Annotated in this window: 18 protein-coding genes; 11 read left to right on the forward strand and 7 right to left on the reverse strand. The window is 70.8% G+C overall.

Annotated elements, in window-relative coordinates; all coding sequences use genetic code 11:
- Nucleotides 1-221: 221 nt before the first annotated feature.
- The 3 genes from OO70_RS27985 (at nt 222) to OO70_RS27995 (ending at nt 5,142) form a co-directional block, all read left to right on the forward strand.
- The gene (locus OO70_RS27985; protein ID WP_043677038.1) at nt 222-1,361 is read left to right on the forward strand and encodes an ATP-binding protein; all 1,140 of its coding nucleotides are present in this window, start codon (nt 222-224) and stop codon (nt 1,359-1,361) included.
- Between the two features lie 90 nt (nt 1,362-1,451).
- Nucleotides 1,452-3,821: a DUF5682 family protein gene (locus OO70_RS27990; RefSeq protein WP_043677040.1), complete on the forward strand. Its 2,370-nt coding sequence runs from the start codon at nt 1,452-1,454 to the stop codon at nt 3,819-3,821.
- Between the two features lie 139 nt (nt 3,822-3,960).
- A complete protein-coding gene (locus OO70_RS27995; RefSeq protein ID WP_043677041.1) occupies nt 3,961-5,142 on the forward strand; it encodes a VWA domain-containing protein in 1,182 nt (393 codons plus the stop codon).
- Between the two features lie 320 nt (nt 5,143-5,462).
- Here the strand turns inward: OO70_RS27995 and OO70_RS54740 are convergent, their stop codons facing one another.
- On the reverse strand, nt 5,463-5,606 hold the full coding sequence (locus OO70_RS54740; protein ID WP_158711523.1) for a hypothetical protein: 144 nt from the start codon (nt 5,604-5,606) through the stop codon (nt 5,463-5,465).
- 894 nt (nt 5,607-6,500) lie between these two features.
- Between OO70_RS54740 and sucC the strand changes: the two genes are divergently transcribed.
- Nucleotides 6,501-7,679: an ADP-forming succinate--CoA ligase subunit beta gene (gene sucC / locus OO70_RS28000; protein ID WP_043677044.1), complete on the forward strand. Its 1,179-nt coding sequence runs from the start codon at nt 6,501-6,503 to the stop codon at nt 7,677-7,679.
- Between the two features lie 21 nt (nt 7,680-7,700).
- A complete protein-coding gene (gene sucD / locus OO70_RS28005; protein WP_019055633.1) occupies nt 7,701-8,585 on the forward strand; it encodes a succinate--CoA ligase subunit alpha in 885 nt (294 codons plus the stop codon).
- A gap of 184 nt (nt 8,586-8,769) precedes the next feature.
- Here the strand turns inward: sucD and OO70_RS28010 are convergent, their stop codons facing one another.
- Nucleotides 8,770-9,894 (reverse strand): helix-turn-helix domain-containing protein, encoded by a 1,125-nt coding sequence (locus tag OO70_RS28010; protein ID WP_043677048.1) that lies wholly within the window; start codon nt 9,892-9,894, stop codon nt 8,770-8,772.
- A 96-nt stretch (nt 9,895-9,990) separates the two neighbouring features.
- Here OO70_RS28010 and OO70_RS28015 point away from each other — a divergent pair, with 96 nt between their 5' ends.
- Nucleotides 9,991-11,814 carry a cell division protein PerM gene (locus OO70_RS28015; protein ID WP_051741677.1) on the forward strand — a complete coding sequence of 608 codons (1,824 nt, stop codon included), beginning with the start codon at nt 9,991-9,993 and terminating at the stop codon, nt 11,812-11,814.
- A gap of 13 nt (nt 11,815-11,827) precedes the next feature.
- Here the strand turns inward: OO70_RS28015 and OO70_RS28020 are convergent, their stop codons facing one another.
- Nucleotides 11,828-12,589, reverse strand: a complete 762-nt coding sequence (locus OO70_RS28020) for a hypothetical protein (protein ID WP_043677050.1) — start codon at nt 12,587-12,589, stop codon at nt 11,828-11,830.
- 305 nt (nt 12,590-12,894) lie between these two features.
- On the opposite strand from OO70_RS28020, the gene purN reads away from it, so the two are divergent.
- Nucleotides 12,895-13,524 (forward strand): phosphoribosylglycinamide formyltransferase, encoded by a 630-nt coding sequence (purN, locus tag OO70_RS28025; protein WP_043677052.1) that lies wholly within the window; start codon nt 12,895-12,897, stop codon nt 13,522-13,524.
- A complete protein-coding gene (purH, locus tag OO70_RS28030) occupies nt 13,521-15,086 on the forward strand; it encodes a bifunctional phosphoribosylaminoimidazolecarboxamide formyltransferase/IMP cyclohydrolase (RefSeq protein WP_043677053.1) in 1,566 nt (521 codons plus the stop codon). The genes purN and purH overlap by 4 nt, the downstream gene beginning before the upstream one ends.
- Here purH and OO70_RS28035 read toward each other — a convergent pair.
- Entirely contained in the window at nt 15,058-15,483 is a 426-nt protein-coding gene (locus OO70_RS28035; RefSeq protein WP_043677055.1) for an ATP-binding protein, read from the reverse strand. The two genes, purH and OO70_RS28035, sit on opposite strands and share 29 nt — an antisense overlap.
- Nucleotides 15,480-15,689 carry a hypothetical protein gene (locus OO70_RS28040; protein WP_043677056.1) on the reverse strand — a complete coding sequence of 70 codons (210 nt, stop codon included), beginning with the start codon at nt 15,687-15,689 and terminating at the stop codon, nt 15,480-15,482. The genes OO70_RS28035 and OO70_RS28040 overlap by 4 nt, the downstream gene beginning before the upstream one ends.
- 109 nt (nt 15,690-15,798) lie before the next feature.
- On the opposite strand from OO70_RS28040, the gene OO70_RS28045 reads away from it, so the two are divergent.
- A complete protein-coding gene (locus OO70_RS28045) occupies nt 15,799-16,650 on the forward strand; it encodes a helix-turn-helix domain-containing protein (RefSeq protein WP_043677058.1) in 852 nt (283 codons plus the stop codon).
- Nucleotides 16,631-16,828: a DUF397 domain-containing protein gene (locus OO70_RS28050; RefSeq protein WP_043677060.1), complete on the forward strand. Its 198-nt coding sequence runs from the start codon at nt 16,631-16,633 to the stop codon at nt 16,826-16,828. Before OO70_RS28045 ends, OO70_RS28050 begins: the two co-directional genes overlap by 20 nt.
- On the opposite strand, the gene OO70_RS28055 is transcribed toward OO70_RS28050, so the two are convergent.
- The gene (locus tag OO70_RS28055; RefSeq protein ID WP_043677062.1) at nt 16,825-17,766 is read right to left on the reverse strand and encodes an alpha/beta hydrolase; all 942 of its coding nucleotides are present in this window, start codon (nt 17,764-17,766) and stop codon (nt 16,825-16,827) included. The two genes, OO70_RS28050 and OO70_RS28055, sit on opposite strands and share 4 nt — an antisense overlap.
- Nucleotides 17,767-17,834: 68 nt before the next feature.
- Here OO70_RS28055 and OO70_RS28060 point away from each other — a divergent pair, with 68 nt between their 5' ends.
- Nucleotides 17,835-18,311 (forward strand): MarR family winged helix-turn-helix transcriptional regulator, encoded by a 477-nt coding sequence (locus tag OO70_RS28060; RefSeq protein ID WP_043677063.1) that lies wholly within the window; start codon nt 17,835-17,837, stop codon nt 18,309-18,311.
- 144 nt (nt 18,312-18,455) lie between these two features.
- On the opposite strand, the gene OO70_RS28065 is transcribed toward OO70_RS28060, so the two are convergent.
- Nucleotides 18,456-19,031: an RDD family protein gene (locus tag OO70_RS28065; RefSeq protein ID WP_043677066.1), complete on the reverse strand. Its 576-nt coding sequence runs from the start codon at nt 19,029-19,031 to the stop codon at nt 18,456-18,458.
- Nucleotides 19,032-19,077: the final 46 nt, after the last annotated feature.

The raw sequence follows: 19,077 nt of genomic DNA on the forward strand, positions 1-19,077 counted from the left end.
GGGTTCGGGGTGATCCTGCGGCGGGTGGGGTGCGGCCGGTTGGTGCGGGCGGTGCCGCGATCTGCTGTGTGCTCGGCTGTGCGACGGCCCCGCGATCGGGTCGGCGACTAGGTTCGCGATCGGTCCGCGAGCGCGTTTCCGCAGGTCGGAACGGATTGTCAGTGGCGTGGTGCACGGTGGACACCAGATCCGAACCGGCCGAGTTGGAGGGGGCCTCAGCCATGACTGTGTCCGTAGAACCCACACCGTCCACATCCGCGGTGGCGAGTGAGAAGCCGTCGAGCGAGGCGTTGCGGCCGCACGCCGAGGACGCCTTCGCCGACGAACTCGCCGCGCTGGCCGCGCAGGACGACCGGCCGCGCCCGGTCCGCTGGAAGATGTCGCCATGGGCGGTCGCCACCTATCTGCTCGGCGGCACGCTGCCGGACGGCACGGTGATCACACCGAAGTACGTCGGCCCGCGCCGCATCGTCGAGGTCGCCGTCACCACCCTCGCCACCGACCGCGCCCTGCTCCTGCTCGGCGTGCCCGGCACCGCGAAGACCTGGGTGTCCGAACACCTCGCGGCGGCGGTCAGCGGCGACTCGACCCTGCTCGTGCAGGGCACCGCCGGCACCCCGGAGGAGGCGATCCGCTACGGCTGGAACTACGCGCAGCTGCTCGCCAACGGCCCGAGCCGCGACGCCCTCGTGCCCAGTCCCGTCATGCGGGCCATGGCGGAGGGGATGACGGCGCGGGTCGAGGAGCTGACCCGTGTCCCGGCCGACGTGCAGGACTCGCTGATCACGATCCTGTCCGAGAAGACGCTGCCGATACCGGAGTTGGGGCAGGAGGTGCAGGCGGTCCGCGGCTTCAACCTGATCGCCACGGCCAACGACCGCGACCGCGGGGTCAACGACCTCTCCAGCGCTCTGCGCCGCCGTTTCAACACGGTGGTGCTGCCGCTGCCGGAGAGCGCGGACGCCGAGGTCGAGATCGTCGCGCGCCGCGTCGACCAGATCGGGCGTTCCCTGGACCTGCCGGCGGTGCCCGAGGGCGTCGACGAGATCCGCCGGGTGGTGACCGTCTTCCGCGAACTGCGCGACGGGATCACGGCGGACGGGCGCACGAAGCTGAAGTCGCCCAGCGGCACGCTGTCGACGGCCGAGGCGATCTCCGTCGTCACCAACGGGCTTGCCCTGGCGGCCCACTTCGGCGACGGACTGCTGCGGCCGAGCGATGTCGCCGCGGGCATTCTCGGCGCCGTGGTCCGCGACCCGGCGGCCGACCGGGTCATCTGGCAGGAGTACCTGGAGGCGGTCGTCCGCGAGCGCGACGGCTGGAAGGACTTCTACCGCGCGTGCCGGGAGGTGAGCGCGTGAGCGACTCCAGGGGGCTGGTCGACGACGACTCCACTTGGAGTTGGCACGGGAGTGGGCACGGGAGTCGGATCCGGAGGGGAGGGGGACGAAGTGACAGGAACTGAGGGCGGCCGGGGCGCCGGTCCGCTGCTGCTAGGGGTGCGGCATCACGGGCCCGGTTCGGCACGGGCCGTGCGGGCGGCGCTGGCGGCGGCCCGGCCACGGGTCGTACTGATCGAGGGGCCGCCGGAGGCCGACGCGCTGATCCCGCTCGCCGCCGACGAGGACATGCGGCCGCCGGTCGCGCTCCTCGCCCACGCCGTGGACGAGCCCGGCCGCTCCGCCTTCTGGCCGCTGGCCGAGTTCTCCCCGGAATGGGTTGCGATCCGCTGGGCCCTGGAGCACGAGGTCCCGGCCCGCTTCATCGACCTCCCGGCCACGCACACGCTGGCGTGGGGGAGGGACACGGAGGGCGAGGACGAGCCCGCTGGCGAGGAGCAGCAGGCGGACCCTGACAGTCCCTCCTCTCCGGACCTCCGCGTCGATCCTCTCGCCGTGCTCGCCGAGGCCGCGGGGTACGACGATCCCGAGCGCTGGTGGGAGGACGTCGTCGAGCACCGGGGTGCGGGGGAGCGGGACGCGTTCGCGCCGTTCACCGCGCTGGAGGAGGCGATGGGGGCGCTGCGGGAGACGTACGGGGTCGGCGGGCACGAACGGGATCTCGTGCGGGAGGCGTACATGCGGCTCCAAGTGCGGGCGGCACAGCGGGAGTTCGAGGACGACGTGGCCGTGGTGTGCGGGGCCTGGCACGTGCCCGCGCTGCGGCAGCGGACGGCAGTCGCGGCGGACCGTGCGCTGCTGAAGGGGCTGCCCAAGGTCAAGGCCGATCTGACGTGGGTGCCGTGGACACACCGCCGGCTGTCCCGGGCCAGCGGGTACGGCGCGGGCATCGACTCGCCGGGCTGGTACGGCCACCTCTTCGGGGCGCCGGACCGGCCGGTCGAGCGGTGGATGACCAAGGTCGCGGGACTGTTCCGGGAGGAGGACCGGATCGTCTCCCCGGCCCATGTCATCGAGGCCGTACGACTGGCGGAGACGCTCGCGGTGATGCGGGGTCGGCCGTTGGCGGGGCTCGGGGAGACCACCGACGCGGTGCGCGCGGTGATGTGCGAGGGCTCGGACGTGCCGTTGTCGCTGGTGCACGACCGGCTCGTCGTCGGAGATGTGCTGGGCGAGGTGCCGCCGGGCGCGCCCGCCGTGCCGCTGCAGCGCGACCTCGACCGGTCGCAGCGCAGGCTGCGGCTCAAACCGGAGGCGCTGGAGCGGGAGTTGGAGCTCGACCTGCGCAAGGAGACCGACGCCGGGCGCAGCAGGCTGCTGCACCGGCTGAGGCTGCTCGGTGTCGAATGGGGCGAGCCGGCCGTCTCGCGGGGGAGCACGGGGACGTTCCGGGAGACGTGGCGGCTGCGCTGGGAACCGGAGTTGGCGGTCCGGGTCGCCGAGGCCGGGGTGTGGGGCACCACCGTGCTCGCGGCGGCGACCGCCAAGGCAGAGGCGGACGCGATCGGGGCGCAGAGCCTCGCCGACGTCACCGCGCTCGCCGAGCGCTGCCTGCTGGCCGAACTGCCGGACGCGCTCCCGGTGGTGATGAAGGTCCTCGCCGACCGCGCCGCCCTCGATACGGACGTGGGCCATCTTGCCCAGGCACTGCCCGCGTTGGTCCGTTCGCTGCGCTACGGCGACGTGCGCGGAACCGACACCGGCGCGCTGACGGAGGTCGCGGCCGGCCTCGCCGAGCGCGTCTTCGTCGGCCTGCCTCCGGCCTGCGCGGCCCTCGACGCGGACGCCGCGGAGGAGATGCGGCGGCATGTGGACGCGGTGCACGGGGCGGTGGCGCTACTGGGCGATGCGTCGGGGGCCGGGCGCGGTCATGGTGACCTGCGTGACCGGTGGCGGGCCGTACTGCGGACCCTCTCCGCGCGGGACACCGTGCCGGGTGTCATCCGGGGACGTGCCGTGCGACTCCTGTTGGACGAAGGGGAGTTGGGGCCGGACGAGGCGGCCAGGTTGATGGGGCTGGTGCTCTCGCCCGGGACGCCGCCGGCGGACGCGGCGGCGTGGATCGAGGGGTTCGTCGGTGGCGGGGGCGGGTTGCTCCTTGTGCACGACGAGCGGCTGCTCGCGCTGGTGGACGAGTGGCTGACCGGGGTGCCGGCGGAGGCGTTCACCGACGTACTGCCGTTGCTGCGGCGCACGTTCTCGGCGTACGAGCCGGGGGTGCGCAGAACGCTCGGGGAGTTGGTGCGGCGCGGGCCGGGGAAGCAGGTGGGCGCTGCGGCGACGGCGGCCGGGATACCCGGGTTCGGGACGGAGCTGGACGCCGGGCGGGCGGACGCGGTGGTGCCCGTGCTGCGGCTGCTGTTGGGGCTGGACGACGTGGTGAACGACGGGGACAACGAGCTTGTGGGGGTGGCCGGATGAAGAGCGACGGCAGGCAGGGCATCAGGAAGTCGGGGGAGAGGGCTCAACTGGCCGGGGGTGCCGGTGGGGGCGCGGGGCGGCCGGCGACGGTCGTGCGGGTCGTGCCGCTGTGGGAAGGGCTGAGTAAAGGGGTGCGCGGATGACGGCCGAGGCGGTCGGTGTCGGCGGGGTCGCGGACCCGGGGCAGGAGCGGTTGCGGCGGTGGCGGCTGGTGCTCGGGGGTGACGCGGCCGACGGCACCGGGTGCGAGCTGTCCGGGCGGGACGTCGCGATGGACGGGGCGCTCGCCGCGCTGTACGGCAGGGGGGACAAGGGGCGGGCGGCGAAGGACCGTTCGGCGGGGCTCGGGGCGTCGGCGCCGTCCGTCGCGCGCTGGCTCGGGGACATCCGGACGTACTTCCCGTCCTCCGTCGTCCAGGTCATGCAGCGCGACGCCATCGACCGGCTCGGGCTGTCCGCGCTGCTCCTCGAACCGGAGATGCTGGAGGCGGTGGAGGCCGACGTGCACCTCGTCGGCACGCTGCTCTCCCTCAACAAGGCGATGCCGGAGACCACGAAGGAGACGGCGCGGGCAGTGGTGCGCAAGGTGGTCCAGGACCTGGAGAAGCGGCTCGCCACCCGCACCCGGGCCACCCTCACCGGCGCCCTCGACCGCAGCGCCCGTATCAACCGGCCGCGCCATCACGACATCGACTGGAACCGCACGATCGCGGCCAACCTCAAGAACTACCTGCCCGAGTACCGGACGATCGTGCCGGAGCGGCTGATCGGATACGGGCGCGCTTCCCAGTCCGTGAAGAAGGAAGTGATCCTCTGCATCGACCAGTCCGGGTCGATGGCGGCGTCCGTCGTCTACGCCTCCGTGTTCGGAGCGGTACTGGCGTCCATGCGGTCGATCAACACCCGGCTCGTCGTCTTCGACACGGCGGTCGTCGACCTCACCGACCAGCTCGACGACCCGGTGGACGTGCTCTTCGGGACACAGCTCGGCGGCGGTACGGACATCAACAGGGCGCTCGCGTACTGCCAGTCGCAGATCACCCGGCCCGCCGAGACGGTGGTCGTGCTGATCAGCGACCTCTACGAAGGGGGGATACGGAACGAGATGCTCAAGCGGGTCGCGGCGATGAAGGCGTCGGGGGTGCAGTTCGTGACCCTGCTCGCGCTGTCCGACGAGGGCGCGCCCGCCTACGACCGCGAACACGCCGCCGCGCTGGCCGCGTTGGGGGCGCCGGCGTTCGCGTGCACGCCCGACCTGTTCCCGGAGGTGATGGCGGCGGCGATCGAGAAGCGGCCGTTGCCGATACCGGACACCGCGTGACGAACGGGCACTGGCGGTGATGAACGGGCTTGAGGGACAGGGGGGTTGTGTGTCCCCGAGCCGCCCGTGCAAGGATCGGCGCTCATGACCTGGCCAGCTGCCGCGATACCCGGTGCCGCCCTGCGCGTGATGCGTACGGCGGTTGGGCGGCGTGCTCTTCAACTGGCCGTGCTGGTAGGTGGGTTGTTCGCGCTCGGGTTGCTGTGCGGGGGACAGGCGCAGGCGGCCGATGGGGTTCTGGGCAAGCCGGTGAGTCTCGGCAGGCCGGGGATTCCGGTGGTGAGACCGGTTCCGGTTCCGGTTCGGGTTCCTGTTCTCGCTCAGGGGCTGGCTCCGGGGCTGGCTCCGGGGCTGGCTCCGGTCTCGGATGCCGTGGAGCGGGTCGTGCGGCCCGTGAGTGACGTGGTGGCGAAGACGGTGACCGAGGTGGTGGCCAAGGCGCCTTCGTTGCCCTCGCTGCCCATCGTGCCCTCGGTCCCCGTAGTGCCGAGTCAGCCCGTGTCTCCAGTGCAGGCGCCTCCAGCCCACAGGGCTCCGGCATCGGCGCAGCCTTCGAGCGCTGGGCATCGTACGGATGCGAGGCCTGCCGAGATGACGGTAGGCGCAGGTGTGGGCGTCCCGTACGGACCGCGCTTCGTCGCCCCTGCCGATGAGGTCCGCGCCGTAGGACACGCAGCCGTACGTCATGCCCCGACCGTCAGGACCGCTCCCGCCCACCGGGCGCCCGACGGCGTTCCGGATGGCGCTCCGCGCGATCAGCAGGCCGTGGACAGTGGCAGCTCGCGGCACTGTGACGTGCAGGCCGTGACATTGGGCGACAGGGTGCCCGTGCGCTTCGTGCCCGGTGTTGCCGTGTGTGCCGATGTCGCCGAGATCCGGGACAGGTACCGGGACGTTCTCGTTTTCCCAGGCTAGGCAGGCCCTTCCGGCAGTTGACCTGCCCGGAATGTCGCTATGTCTCCATTTCCGTGACCGACTCCGTGAGGCAGTGACCCCGGACGGCCGAATGCCGTCGGTCTGTCCGGAGCGCACCTCGCGGTATGGGGCCTCGCCGGGCCAACCCCAACCCGGTGGGGCCCCGCCCGAACGGCCATCCCGAATGAGCCGCCCGGACGACCTGCCCGTACGCCCCATCCACGGCACTCCGTGTCACGAAATCCGGCATCATGTGACAGGTATCACCGCTCAGGTGTGACCCTCGATTTAGGGGCCCCCTGCAAGCAGCGATAACCTGCGAGACGGACATGCCGCGCGCTCGGTCACCGTGTGCGCCTCCCTTGTGACAGCGGACGTCACGTTGCCCTTCGCGGCACGCCCACGCATCCAACGAACCGCGATATCACTGAGGACGGAAGCGCGTGGACCTGTTCGAGTATCAGGCGAGGGACCTCTTCGCCAAGCACGATGTACCGGTGCTGGCCGGTGAAGTCATCGACACGCCTGAGGCGGCCCGCGCAGCCACCGAGCGGCTCGGTGGCAAGTCCGTCGTCAAGGCCCAGGTGAAGGTCGGCGGCCGCGGCAAGGCCGGTGGCGTGAAGCTCGCCGCCACCCCGGACGAGGCCGTCGCGCGCGCGACGGACATCCTCGGCATGGACATCAAGGGCCACACGGTCCACAAGGTGATGATCGCCGAGACCGCGCCCGAGATCGTCGAGGAGTACTACGTCTCGTACCTCCTCGACCGCACCAACCGCACCTTCCTCGCCATGGCGTCCGTCCAGGGCGGCGTGGAGATCGAGGTCGTCGCGGAGGAGAACCCCGAGGCCCTCGCGAAGGTCCCGGTCAACGCCAACGAAGGCGTCTCCATCGAGAAGGCCCGTGAGATCGTCGCGCAGGCGAAGTTCCCGGCCGACGTCGCCGAGCAGGTCGCCGAGATCCTGGTGACGCTGTGGGACACCTTCGTCAAGGAGGACGCCCTCCTCGTCGAGGTCAACCCCCTCGCGAAGGTCGCCGACGGCCGTGTCATCGCGCTCGACGGCAAGGTCTCGCTGGACGAGAACGCCGAGTTCCGCCAGCCGGAGCACGAGGCGCTGATCGACCACGACTCCGCCAACCCGCTCGAGGCCGCCGCCAAGGCGAAGAACCTCAACTACGTCAAGCTCGACGGCGAGGTCGGCATCATCGGCAACGGCGCGGGTCTCGTCATGAGCACCCTGGACGTCGTCGCGTACGCCGGTGAGAACCACGGCGGCGTGAAGCCGGCCAACTTCCTCGACATCGGCGGCGGCGCGTCCGCGGCCGTGATGGCGAACGGCCTGGAGATCATCCTGGGCGACCCCGACGTCAAGTCGGTCTTCGTCAACGTCTTCGGCGGCATCACCGCGTGCGACGAGGTCGCCAACGGCATCGTGCAGGCGCTGCAGCTGCTCGCGGACAAGGGCGAGGAAGTCACCAAGCCCCTCGTCGTCCGCCTCGACGGCAACAACGCCGAGCTGGGTCGCAAGATCCTCTCCGACGCCAACCACCCGCTGGTCCAGCGCGTGGACACCATGGACGGCGCGGCCGACAAGGCCGCCGAGCTCGCGGCTGCGAAGTAAGGGACGAGGGACAAAACAGCCATGGCTATCTTCCTCACCAAGGACAGCAAGGTCATCGTCCAGGGCATGACCGGCTCCACGGGCATGAAGCACACCAAGCTCATGCTGGCCGACGGCACCAACATCGTCGGTGGCGTCAACCCCCGTAAGGCCGGCACGTCCGTCGACGTCGACGGCACCGAGATCCCGGTCTTCGGCACGGTCGCCGAGGCGATCGAGAAGACGGGCGCGAACGTATCCGTCCTCTTCGTACCGCCGGCCTTCTCCAAGGCCGCCGTCGTCGAGGCGATCGACGCCGAGATCCCGCTCGCGGTCGTCATCACCGAGGGCATCGCCGTCCACGACTCGGCCGCGTTCTACGCGTACGCGGTCGCGAAGGGCAACAAGACGCGCATCATCGGTCCGAACTGCCCGGGTCTGATCACCCCCGGTCAGTCGAACGCCGGCATCATCCCGGGCGACATCACGAAGCCGGGCCGTATCGGTCTGGTCTCGAAGTCCGGCACGCTGACGTACCAGATGATGTACGAGCTGCGTGACCTCGGCTTCTCGTCCGCCGTCGGCATCGGTGGCGACCCCGTCATCGGCACCACGCACATCGACGCGCTCGCCGCGTTCGAGGCCGACCCCGACACCGACCTGATCGTGATGATCGGTGAGATCGGTGGCGACGCGGAGGAGCGTGCCGCGGACTTCATCGCGAAGAACGTGACGAAGCCGGTCGTCGGTTACGTCGCGGGCTTCACCGCGCCCGAGGGCAAGACCATGGGCCACGCCGGTGCCATCGTCTCCGGTTCCTCCGGTACGGCTGCCGCGAAGAAGGAGGCCCTCGAGGCCGCCGGCGTCAAGGTCGGCAAGACGCCGACCGAGACGGCGAAGCTGGCGCGGGAGATCCTCGCCGGCTGACCGGTACCTAGCTGAACGTTGGTGGGCTCGCTCCGTGGGTTGGAGCGGGCCCACCGATGCGTTGTCGGTCGGGTGCGGGTGCGTCGTGGCTGGTCGCGCAGTTCCCCGCGCCCCTAAAACCCACCTGCGTTTCAGGGGCGCGGGGAACTGCGCGACCAGCCCCCACCGGCCCGCAGCCGACAACTCACCGACTGATCGGCACCATCCGTTCCGGCCCGCTCGTCATCCCGCTCCGCAAACGGTCCCGTAGGGCGACCTCCTCCTCGGACAAAGAACCCTGCACCACCCGCGTCGGCACCCCCTCCACCCGTTCCCCCAACGGCACCGGCGGCTCGTAATGCGTGGGCGCAACCCGCAGCGTGAACGTCGTCGCCCCGATGATCGCCACCGTGAACGCGATCGCCGCCCGGGTCCAGAACACGGTCCGGCGTTCACCCACGAAACGAACCACCGGCGGCTTGGCCGCGTGCAGCCGCCCCGTGGAGGCCAGTTCGGTCATCCGCCGGTGCAACTCGCCCGGGTCCGACAGCTCCGGCAACTGCGCGGCGACGGCCTCGCGTGCGTGCAGCAGCCGGTTCGCCGCGGCCGGCGTGCTCGCCTCCGTCTCCGCCGCGGTCTCCGCGAGACCGAGCCCGACCCCGTCGTAGAGGAGAAGCGTGCGGCGGTACGACGGCGGGAGTTTGAGGAGTGCCGTCAGCAGGGCGCGGTCGGCGGAGTCCGGGGGTGGGGGTTCCGGGTGGCGGTATCTGGGGCGGAAACGGTGCCAGGGGGAGAGGGCGTGTTCGTAGGCCACGGAGCGGACCCAGCCGGCCGGGTCGCGGTCGACCGCCACCTCGGGCCAGCGCTGCCAGGCGACCTGGAAGGCCCGCTCCACGGACTCCCGCGCCAGTTCGCGCCGCCCGGTCAGCAGATAGGCCTGCCGTACGAGGGCGGGTGCGCAGAACGCGTAGAGCGCGTCGAAGGCCTGAGCGGGCGTCAGGGGTACGCGGGGCGGTTCCTCGATCGGTACGGGCACCAGTACCGGTTCGCTCGCCGGTACCGCCTCGGGTTCTGGGGTGTCGACGACGGTGGCCTGCGGCTCCTCCTGAGGTTCCGTCACGGTCTCTTCTTCGCTCAGGCTGTTGAGCAATGTCGCGTACGCCTCCCGTTTCCGGCCACGTGGTGTCGTACGGCCGGTCTCCCACGCACGCACCGTCGCGCGGCTGACGCCCATCCGCTCGGCGACCTGAGCCTGCGTCAGCGAGCCTGTCTCGCGCAGGCGTCGGCGTTCCTTGGGAGGAGGGAGCGGGGTTGCGGGGTTCTGCGTCACCGGACGCCCCTTCGTACGGAAAAGTACATAAACGTATATTGAGCGACACTTCGGAGGATCGCCTGTTACGACGAGAAAGCGCGTGTCGTTGGGAGCATGGCGGTCGTGATGCCGATGACCCACCGCCGACCGTCGTTGTCGCCCCTCCTCACCCGGATGCGCGACCGATCCCCCGGACTGGCCGCCAGCCTCTTGGGTGGTGCGGTCGCGGCGGGGCTCGGGCTCGGGTCGTTCGCCGTGCTGGTGATGGTGCTGTGGATCAGTTCGCCGTACCCCGACAGCGGGCCCGACGGCGCCCTGCACACCGCCGCCGCCCTGTGGCTCCTCGCGCACGGCGTCGAACTGGTCCGCACCGACACCCTCTCCGGAGTCCCCGCCCCCGTGGGCGTCACCCCGCTGCTCCTCCTCGTGCTGCCGGTGTGGCTGCTGCACCGCGCGGCGCGGGACGCGGTGCTGGGCGGGGCGGACGAGGACACCGACATTCCGCCGGTGCCGGCCCGTACGGCCTGGACCGGCGTAGCCCTCGGCTACCTCGGCGTCGGTACGGCCGCCGCCCTCTACGCCTCCGGTGGTGACCTCGCCCCCTCCTGGAGCTGGACGGCGGTCTGTCTGCCGCTGCTCGCCGCGGGCGCCGCCGGCTCCGGTGTGTGGACGGCGTACGGGCGCCCCCGTGAACCCGTGCTGAGCGTGCTGATCCTGCTGCCGGCCGGGCTACGGCGGCTCGTCCTCGGCCCGGAGGCCCGCGAGTCCCGGGCCCGGATCGGCACCGCCGCGCGTGCCGCGGGACTGGGTACGGCGGTGCTCGTCGGAGGCGGTGCCCTGCTGCTCGGCGCGTCCCTGGCCTGGCACGGCGGGGTCGCCCGGACGTCCTTCCTCCAGCTGACGGAGGGGCTGTCGGGCCGGTTCGCCGTCCTGTTGCTCTGCCTCGCGCTGATCCCGAACGCGGCGGTGTGGTCCGCGTCCTACAGCCTCGGCCCCGGCTTCGCCCTCGGCGTCAGCCACACCGTCGCCCCGCTCTCCTCGGCACCGGCCCCTCTCCTCCCGCCGTTCCCGTTGCTCGCGGCGGTCCCGGACGCGGGCGCCGGAACGCCGCTGAACTGGCTGGCGGGGCTGATCCCCGTGGCGGCCGGGGTGACGGCGGGATGGTTCGTGGCGAGGGTCGCGGTGGGCCAACGGGCCGATGGTGGGGGCGAGTTGGCGGAGGAGAGGAAGCGGAAGGCGGTCGGTGCCGGACTCCGTCAACAGTCGACGGCGGCCCCCTGGGCGCCAGGCCGTACCGCCGCCACCGCGCTGCTCGCCGCCGCCCTGTGTGCCGTAGCGCTGGCTCTGCTCGCGGAGTTGTCCGGCGGGCCGCTCGGAGGTGCCGCGCTCGCGCGGTTCGGGCCGGTGTGGTGGCAGACCGGGGGAGCGGCGCTGGCCTGGCTCGCGGCGGTGGCGGTGCCCACGGCGCTGGGGCTACGGGCGTGGCGGCTGCGGGCACCCCGGGTGCCGACGCCGACTACCGGGACCTCGACTACCGAGACCTCGACTATCGGGAAGCCGCGAGTGGGTGGGGTCGAGGTCGCACCGGTGCCAGACGCTCCGAAGGGGCGCCGCTTCCGGATGTCGTTCACGGTCGGCCGGAGTTGGTTCACCCGCAAGCCGAAAGCGGCGCAGCCGGTCGTCCCGGTCCCGCCGCCCGTCGAGGAGCCGTACATCGCCTACGACCACGACTCCACGTTCGACCCGTACGACTTCCTGCCCGTCGACGTGCCGTCGGAGCCCATGCCCAGTTCCACCCCCTGGTACGACAACGCCCCCCGCGAGGCCCGCTGGGCGGCCTTGAAGGAGGCGTCCACTCCGCCGGAGCCGGAGGAATCCCCGGAACGGCAGGAATCCGAGGACCCACAACAATTCCTGGACCGACCGGAGTCGAACTGACCGGCGTTGTCCGTCAGTTGGCGGTGCCCAGCAGTCCCCGCAGATCCTTCGGCAGCAGCTGGTTGCAGGACTGCTTGGCCTCGTTGGTGAGGGCGTCGTTGGCGCAGGTGTAGTAGTCGCTGTAGGCCAGCTGCGCGGCGAACATCGCGGCGACCAGGGCGATGGCGAGGGACGCGGTGACCAGGCCGCTCACCGCCGCCGTCGTCTGGGGGCGGGCCTGCGCCTCGGGCACGGCCGGGGTGTCCGGGTCAGCCGGGCGGGACTTGGCGCGCAGGGCGCTGCCGCCCCAGTAGATGGCGAGCGCGCCGAGCAGCAGGGCCACGTACGGCCAGCTGAAGAGGGCGAAGAAGAAGGCCCACATGCCGCTCAGCAGGGAGTAGCGGGCGCGGCGCTGGGCCGGGTCCGTCGGGTCCCAGCGCATGCCGCCCTGGCCGGGACCGCCGCCGGGACCCTCGGGACCGCCCTGTCCGCTCGGGCCGCCGGGTCGGTCGCCGAAGTTGCCGGAGGAACGTCCCGGTTGCTGGTCGCTCCAGTGACTGCCCCACGGCGAACGACCGCCGTCACCGGACGAGCCGTCGGACCCCTTGCCGCCCTCGGGACGCCGCGGCTGCCACGGCTGGTCCGGCGTGCCCTCGGGCGGCGGCGCGAACGGATTGTCGTCCTGCCCCGCACCGCTCTTTCCCTCCGAGGGTGCGTCGGGCGGCGACGAGGGCCGCTCCCGGAGCAGCACGGACTGCGGCGGGAACGTGAGAAGTCGCAGACTGCGGTCCGGCATCAAATGAGCGTCTTCCCCTTGTGGATGTGCTTGGTGGATACGTCTCTCCGACATGAGCCGGTAGTACGTGAACGCCTCGCACGACAACGGCGTTCCCGAACCCGCTCTCCCCAGACGCTACCTTCCGGCCACGCCCCCGTCCCGTGGGGGCTGTCCGGTGTGCCGGTATCGTTGCTGACGGTCGGCCGCTTCGTAGACTTCCCCGTATCCCGGGGCGCGAAGCATTCGTATGAACGCACGAGCGGACGTACGAGTGGACACACGAGTCGACCTGACGACCCGCCCCCCCGAGAAAGGGCCCCGCCGTGGCCGCCAAGCCCGTGGCCAAGCGCCTCGTCGTGCTGGTCTCCGGATCCGGTACGAATCTGCAGGCGCTCCTCGACGCCATCGAGACCGTCGGCAGCGAGGCGTACGGAGCCGAGATCGTGGCCGTGGGCGCGGACCGCGAGGGCATCGAGGGCCTGGCCCGCGCCGAGCGCGCCGGACTGCCCACCTACGTGTGCAAGGTGAGGGACTTCGCGACCCGCGAGGAGTGGGACGCGGCCCTGGCCGCGGCGACCGCCGCGTACGAGCCCGACCTGATCGTGTCGGCCGGGTTCATGAAGATCGTGGGCAAGGAGTTCCTCGCCCTCTTCGGCGGCCGGGTCGTGAACACGCACCCCGCCCTGCTGCCCAGTTTTCCGGGAGCCCACGGCGTACGGGACGCGCTCGCGTACGGCGCCAGGGTCACCGGCTGCACCGTCCACTTCGTCGACGACGGCGTCGACACCGGACCGATCATCGCTCAGGGCGTGGTGGAGATCCGGGACGAGGACGACGAGAGCGCTCTGCACGAGCGCATCAAGGAAGTCGAGCGAACGCTGCTCGTCGATGTCGTGGGGCGGCTGGCCCGCAACGGCTATCGCATCGAGGGACGAAAGGTAGTTATCCAGTGACCGCCGAGAGCAACAAGCGAGCCATCCGTCGCGCGCTGGTCAGTGTCTACGACAAGACCGGCCTGGAGGAGCTGGCGCGCGGCCTGCACGAGGCCGGCGTGGAGCTGGTCTCCACCGGGTCCACGGCCGCGAGGATCGCCGCCGCCGGTGTCCCCGTCACCAAGGTCGAGGAGCTGACCGGCTTCCCCGAGTGCCTGGACGGCCGGGTCAAGACCCTGCACCCCAAGGTGCACGCCGGCATCCTCGCCGACCTGCGCCTGGAGAGCCACCGGCAGCAGCTCGACGAGCTGGGTGTGGCCCCCTTCGACCTGGTGGTCGTCAACCTCTACCCGTTCCGGGAGACGGTCGCCTCGGGCGCGTCCCCCGACGAGTGCGTCGAGCAGATCGACATCGGCGGCCCGTCGATGGTCCGCGCCGCCGCCAAGAACCACCCGTCGGTCGCCGTGGTCACCAGCCCGGCCCGCTACGCCGACGTCCTGAACGCCGTACAGACCGGCGGTTTCGACCTCAGCACGCGCAAGCGGCTCGCGGCCGAGGCCTTCCAGCACACGGCGTCGTACGACGTGGCGGTGGCGAGCTGGTTCGCGAGCGAGTACGCGCCCGTGGACGACTCTCAGTTCCCCGACTTCCTAGGCGGCACCTGGGAGCGGGAGAACACCCTTCGCTACGGCGAGAACCCGCACCAGCCGGCCGCGCTCTACGTGAACGGCAGCGGCGGTGGCCTGGCCCAGGCCGAGCAGTTGCACGGCAAGGAGATGTCGTACAACAACTACACGGACACGGATGCCGCGCGCCGGGCCGCGTACGACTACGCCGAGCCCTGTGTCGCGATCATCAAGCACGCCAACCCCTGTGGTATCGCGGTCGGTTCGGATGTCGCCGAGGCGCACCGCAAGGCCCACGCGTGTGACCCGCTGTCGGCGTTCGGCGGGGTGATCGCGGTCAACCGGCCGGTGACGAAGGAGTTGGCCGAGCAGGTCGCCCCGATCTTCACCGAGGTCATCGTCGCGCCCGACTACGAGGAGGGCGCGCTGGAGATCCTCGCCAAGCGGAAGAACCTCCGCGTGCTCAAGACCCCGGGCGGCCCGTCGAACACGGTCGAGCTGAAGCCGATCGACGGTGGCGTGCTGCTCCAGGTCGCCGACCGCCTCCAGGCCGACGGCGACGACCCGGCCAACTGGACGCTGGCGACGGGCGAGGCGCTCTCCGGGTCCGACCTGGCCGACCTGGCGTTCGCCTGGAAGGCCTGCCGCGCGGTGAAGTCCAACGCGATCCTGCTCGCCAAGGACGGCGCGTCGGTCGGCGTCGGCATGGGACAGGTCAACCGGGTGGACTCGGCACGGCTGGCCGTCGAGCGGGCGGGCGAGGAGCGGGCGCGGGGTTCGTTCGCGGCGTCGGACGCGTTCTTCCCGTTCCCGGACGGTCTGGAGATCCTCACCGAGGCGGGCGTCAAGGCCGTGGTGCAGCCGGGTGGTTCACTCCGTGACGAACTCGTCGTGGAGGCCGCGAAGAAGGCGGGCGTCACGATGTACTTCACGGGGACGCGGCACTTCTTCCACTGACCTTGGATGGATCAGGGGCCGGGGCAGGTTCGGACGGCGGTGGCAGTTCGCACCACACCGTCTTGCCCTCCGGCCCCTGTTCCACGCCCCAGCGCACCGCGAGTGCGTCGAGCAGCAGCAGACCGCGGCCGTGCTCGTCGTCCGTCCCGGCCGCGCGCACGACGAGCCAGGCGTACGGCTCCGGGTCCGTGACGGCGATTCGGGTACGGCCGCCCTCGCATGTCACCCGGAGGGTCACCGGGGTGCCCTCGCCGAGGTGCCGGATGACGTTGGTCAGTAACTCGCTGACACAGAGCTGGACTTCGGGACACGGGACGCCGAGGTGTTCACGTACGGCACGGCGGGCCTCCGGCACGGCCTTGGGGACGGCGAGGAGTTCCAGGGCGAGCGGAGTCACCGGCCGGCCGCCTTGCGGAGGGCGGCGGTGAGGGCGCGGGCGGTGTCGAGGTTGCAGTTGCCGAGTTCGACGAGCGGGGGGCCGTAACTCTGGACGACCGAGGGAAGGTCGAGGTTGAGGGACGGCAAGGTGATTCCGTTCGCCGCCAACGCGGCCTGGAGTTCGGCCACTTCGCTGTTGGCCTCGTGGGAGTAGGGACTGATCATTGCCGTACGCCTCTCTCTGTGACGAATTGCTCACACAGTGGCGCGGAATCTCGTACCGTGACAGTGCTTTGGGTTGCACCCGGGAACTGGCAAAAGGCGGTGGTGAGTTGTGCCCCCACGCAAGGACACCGACGCGTCGGCGAATGTCCCTTCCTTCTATGGCGCCGAGTTGCGCTTCAAAAGGGAACAAGCCGGCCTCACGCTCGAACAGTTGGCGGAGGGAAGCTATCGCGGCGTCCCGTTTCTGAGCCTCATCGAGCGGGGTGAACGGCGGATGCCCTTGGATCTCGCCCAGCACGTCGACAAGAAGCTCGGCACGGACGGCTTTTTCGAGCGGCGTTGTGAAGACGCGAGGAAGGCGAAGCAGTCGGGGCATGCGGAGTACTTCGCGGATGTCGCCGAGATGGAGAAGCATGCGGCAACGATCGAGGAATGGGCGCCGATGCTGGTGCCTGGACTCCTTCAAACGGCGCCGTATGCGCGGGCGATCGTTCGCGCGGCAATGCCCCGGGCCTTCGACGCGGAGGTCGAGGAGTTGGTGTCCGCCCGGATGAAACGGGCGGAGTTGTTCGACTCGGAGGCCCCGCCGAAGTTCTGGGCGATCGTCGACGAGTCGCTGATCCACCGCCGGGTGCTGCCCAACGAACAGATGGCAGAACTGCTCGACCACATCGCGCAGATGGTCAGGGAGACGCGCTCCATTTTGCAGCTCGTTCCGGAAACCGCCTCCGCCCACGCGTTCATGATGGGCATGGCCAAGTTCATGACGTTCGTGGACGCGCCTCCACTCGTGTACGTCGAGAGCCTTCACAGCGGCCAGTTGATCGACTATCCGGCGCTCGTGATGGACTACCGGGAGTCGTACGATCTGCTCAGGGCCGTCGCACTGTCGCCTGAGGCGTCCCTGTCGATGATCGAGACTGCGGCAGAGGACTATCGAAATGGCAAGCCACGAGATTGACTTGAGCTCCGCGCTCTGGCGCAAGAGCAGCTACAGCAATGGCACTGGCGGTGACTGCGTCGAGGTCCGCGACGACCTCCCCGGCGTCGTCCCCGTCCGGGACTCCAAGGTCCCGCACGGTCCTGCGCTGCTCATCCCCGCTCTCGCCTGGGCGCCGTTCGTCCACTGGATCGGCTAACTGAAGCCAGGAGCCGCAGCCGCCTCGGGGACCCGGACGTGCTGCGTGAGAAACAGCGCCGCACGTTCCAGCGCCCGGTCCGCCTCGTCGAGGACCCCCGCGAACGACTGGAACACGTGCGGCACATCTGCGGTGATGTCCAGGATGACGTCCACTCCCGCTGCCGCCGCCCGCGCAGCCAGCCGCGTGGAGTCGTCCAGGAGGATCTCGTTGGTGCCCACCTGGATGAGCATCGGGGGGAAGCCGGCCAGGTCGGCGAGGACGGCCGGGCTGAGCAGGGGCTGGCGTGGGTCCTGCCCCGCGAGGTACATCGCTCCGGTGTGTTCCATGGACTCGCGGGTGAGGATCGGGTCGATGCCTTTCTTGGTGTCCATGCTCCTGCCCGTGCGGGTGGCGTCGAGGCCCGGGGAGAACGTCACGACGGCCGCGGGCAGCGGGAGGCCCGCGTCGCGGGCGGCCAGGCAGGTCGTGATGGCGAGGCCGCCGCCGGCCGAGTCCCCGGCGAACACGATGGCCGTAGGGTCCTGACCGCTGTCGAGGAGGGCACGGTAGGCGCTCAGCGTGTCCTCGATCGCGGCCGGGAACGGGTGCTCGGGAGCAAGCCGGTAGTCCACCGAGTACGCCCCGAAGCCGGTCTTGGCGACGAGGTGTCCCGTCAGCGTCAGCGCGCTCTCGGGGGAGCCGTACACCCAGCCGCCACCGTGGAAGTAAAGGATCGTCCCGGCGCGTGGCCCGCTGCCGGGCGGCCCGTTGTCCGGCTCGACACGCAGTGCGGGGCGATCGCCGAGCGTTGTCCGCTCGGTGCGGATGCCGTCGGGCACGATCATCTGTGCCATCAGCGCCTCGAATCCAGCGCGGATCTCGTCGACCGACCGGGGGCCTTCGGGACGCGGCCGGCGCAGCAGCGCGTCGATCTGGGCTCGCTGGTCCTTGCTCATCCTCGTTCTCCTGCCGTAAGTAACTTCCGCAGCACTATATGCCTTGGCATGTAAGTAGACTGTATGCCGTGACATCCAAAGCGAGCGGTGCGACGGTCGACCTCCCGGGCTTCTTCTCCGACCTGGTCCGATGCGAGACGCGGCTGTACAACGCCCTCAACGACCGGCTCCGTGAGCGGCACGGGATCGTCACCTCGCAGTACGAGGCCCTGCGCTACCTGCGCGACCACCCTGGGTCCCGCGTGGCGGACCTCGCCGCCGAATTCGCGATCGGCATCGGGGCGACCAGCAAGACCGTCGACCGTCTGGAAAAGCAGGGCTGGGCCCTCCGGCAGCCGAATCCGTCCGATCGCCGGTCCTCGCTGCTGGCCCTGACCGACGACGGCCGGCAGTTGGTCGACGCGGCAGAAGTGACCTTTGCCCAGAGGTTGGCCGAGCTGACCGCGGACGCGCTCAAGGCGTCCCAAATGACGGCCGCCGCGCAGGCCCTCTCGGAGCTGCGTTCCGCCCTGGAGCGCGACCAGATCGGCACGCCCACGGGCTGACGTCCACGGGCCGACGCCTCTTCGGGGTCCCGCAACCGGGTGCCGTAGGCCGGGAATCGGCGGGACTTCAGGGCTGGGAAACGCCCCGGGGCCGTGTCACCACGTGGTGACACGGCCCCGGGGAAAGTCCTGCTGCGGTCCTGGTTACTGCGTGCGGATCACGATCGAACCGCAGATCTTGTCGGCGAACGTCTGACGCTTCGCGTCCCACGCCGGCCACAGCCAGCCGAGGTAGCACGCGAGGCTGTCGAGGAAGTGGGCGAGGCGGCGGACAAACGCCATGCCGACGCCGAGGGGCTGGCCGTCGCTCTCGCGGACCAGGCGGATGCCCAGCGCCTTCTTGCCGACGGTCTGGCCGGTGCGGCCCTCGTTGATCAGCTGCCAGATGGCGAGGCCTATGAGAACGATGGCGCCGATGGCCAGCAGCACACCCTTGCCCTGGCTGACGATGACCAGGATGTACGGCACCAGGAAGACGAGTCCGTCGACCAGCGTGCCGAGGAAGCGCTGACCCCAGTTCGCGTACGGCGGGGTCGCGCCGTAACCGGCCTGCGGGTAACCGGGGTAGCCGGGCTGCTGCGGGTAGCCGTAGCCCTGCTGCGGCGGGACGCCCTGGGGGGCGCCCTGCGGGTAGCCGTAACCGGGCTGGCCCTGGGGCTGGCCGTAGCCCTGCTGGGGGTTCTGCGGCTGCCCGTACGGGTTGTTCGGGTCGTAACTCATGCGGGATTTCCTCCGTCGGCAATGCGGGGACGATGCGGATTGCGCG

It is taken from the genome of Streptomyces xylophagus (genome assembly GCF_000716435.1).
In the GTDB taxonomy this organism is placed as follows: Bacteria; Actinomycetota; Actinomycetes; order Streptomycetales; family Streptomycetaceae; genus Streptomyces; species Streptomyces xylophagus.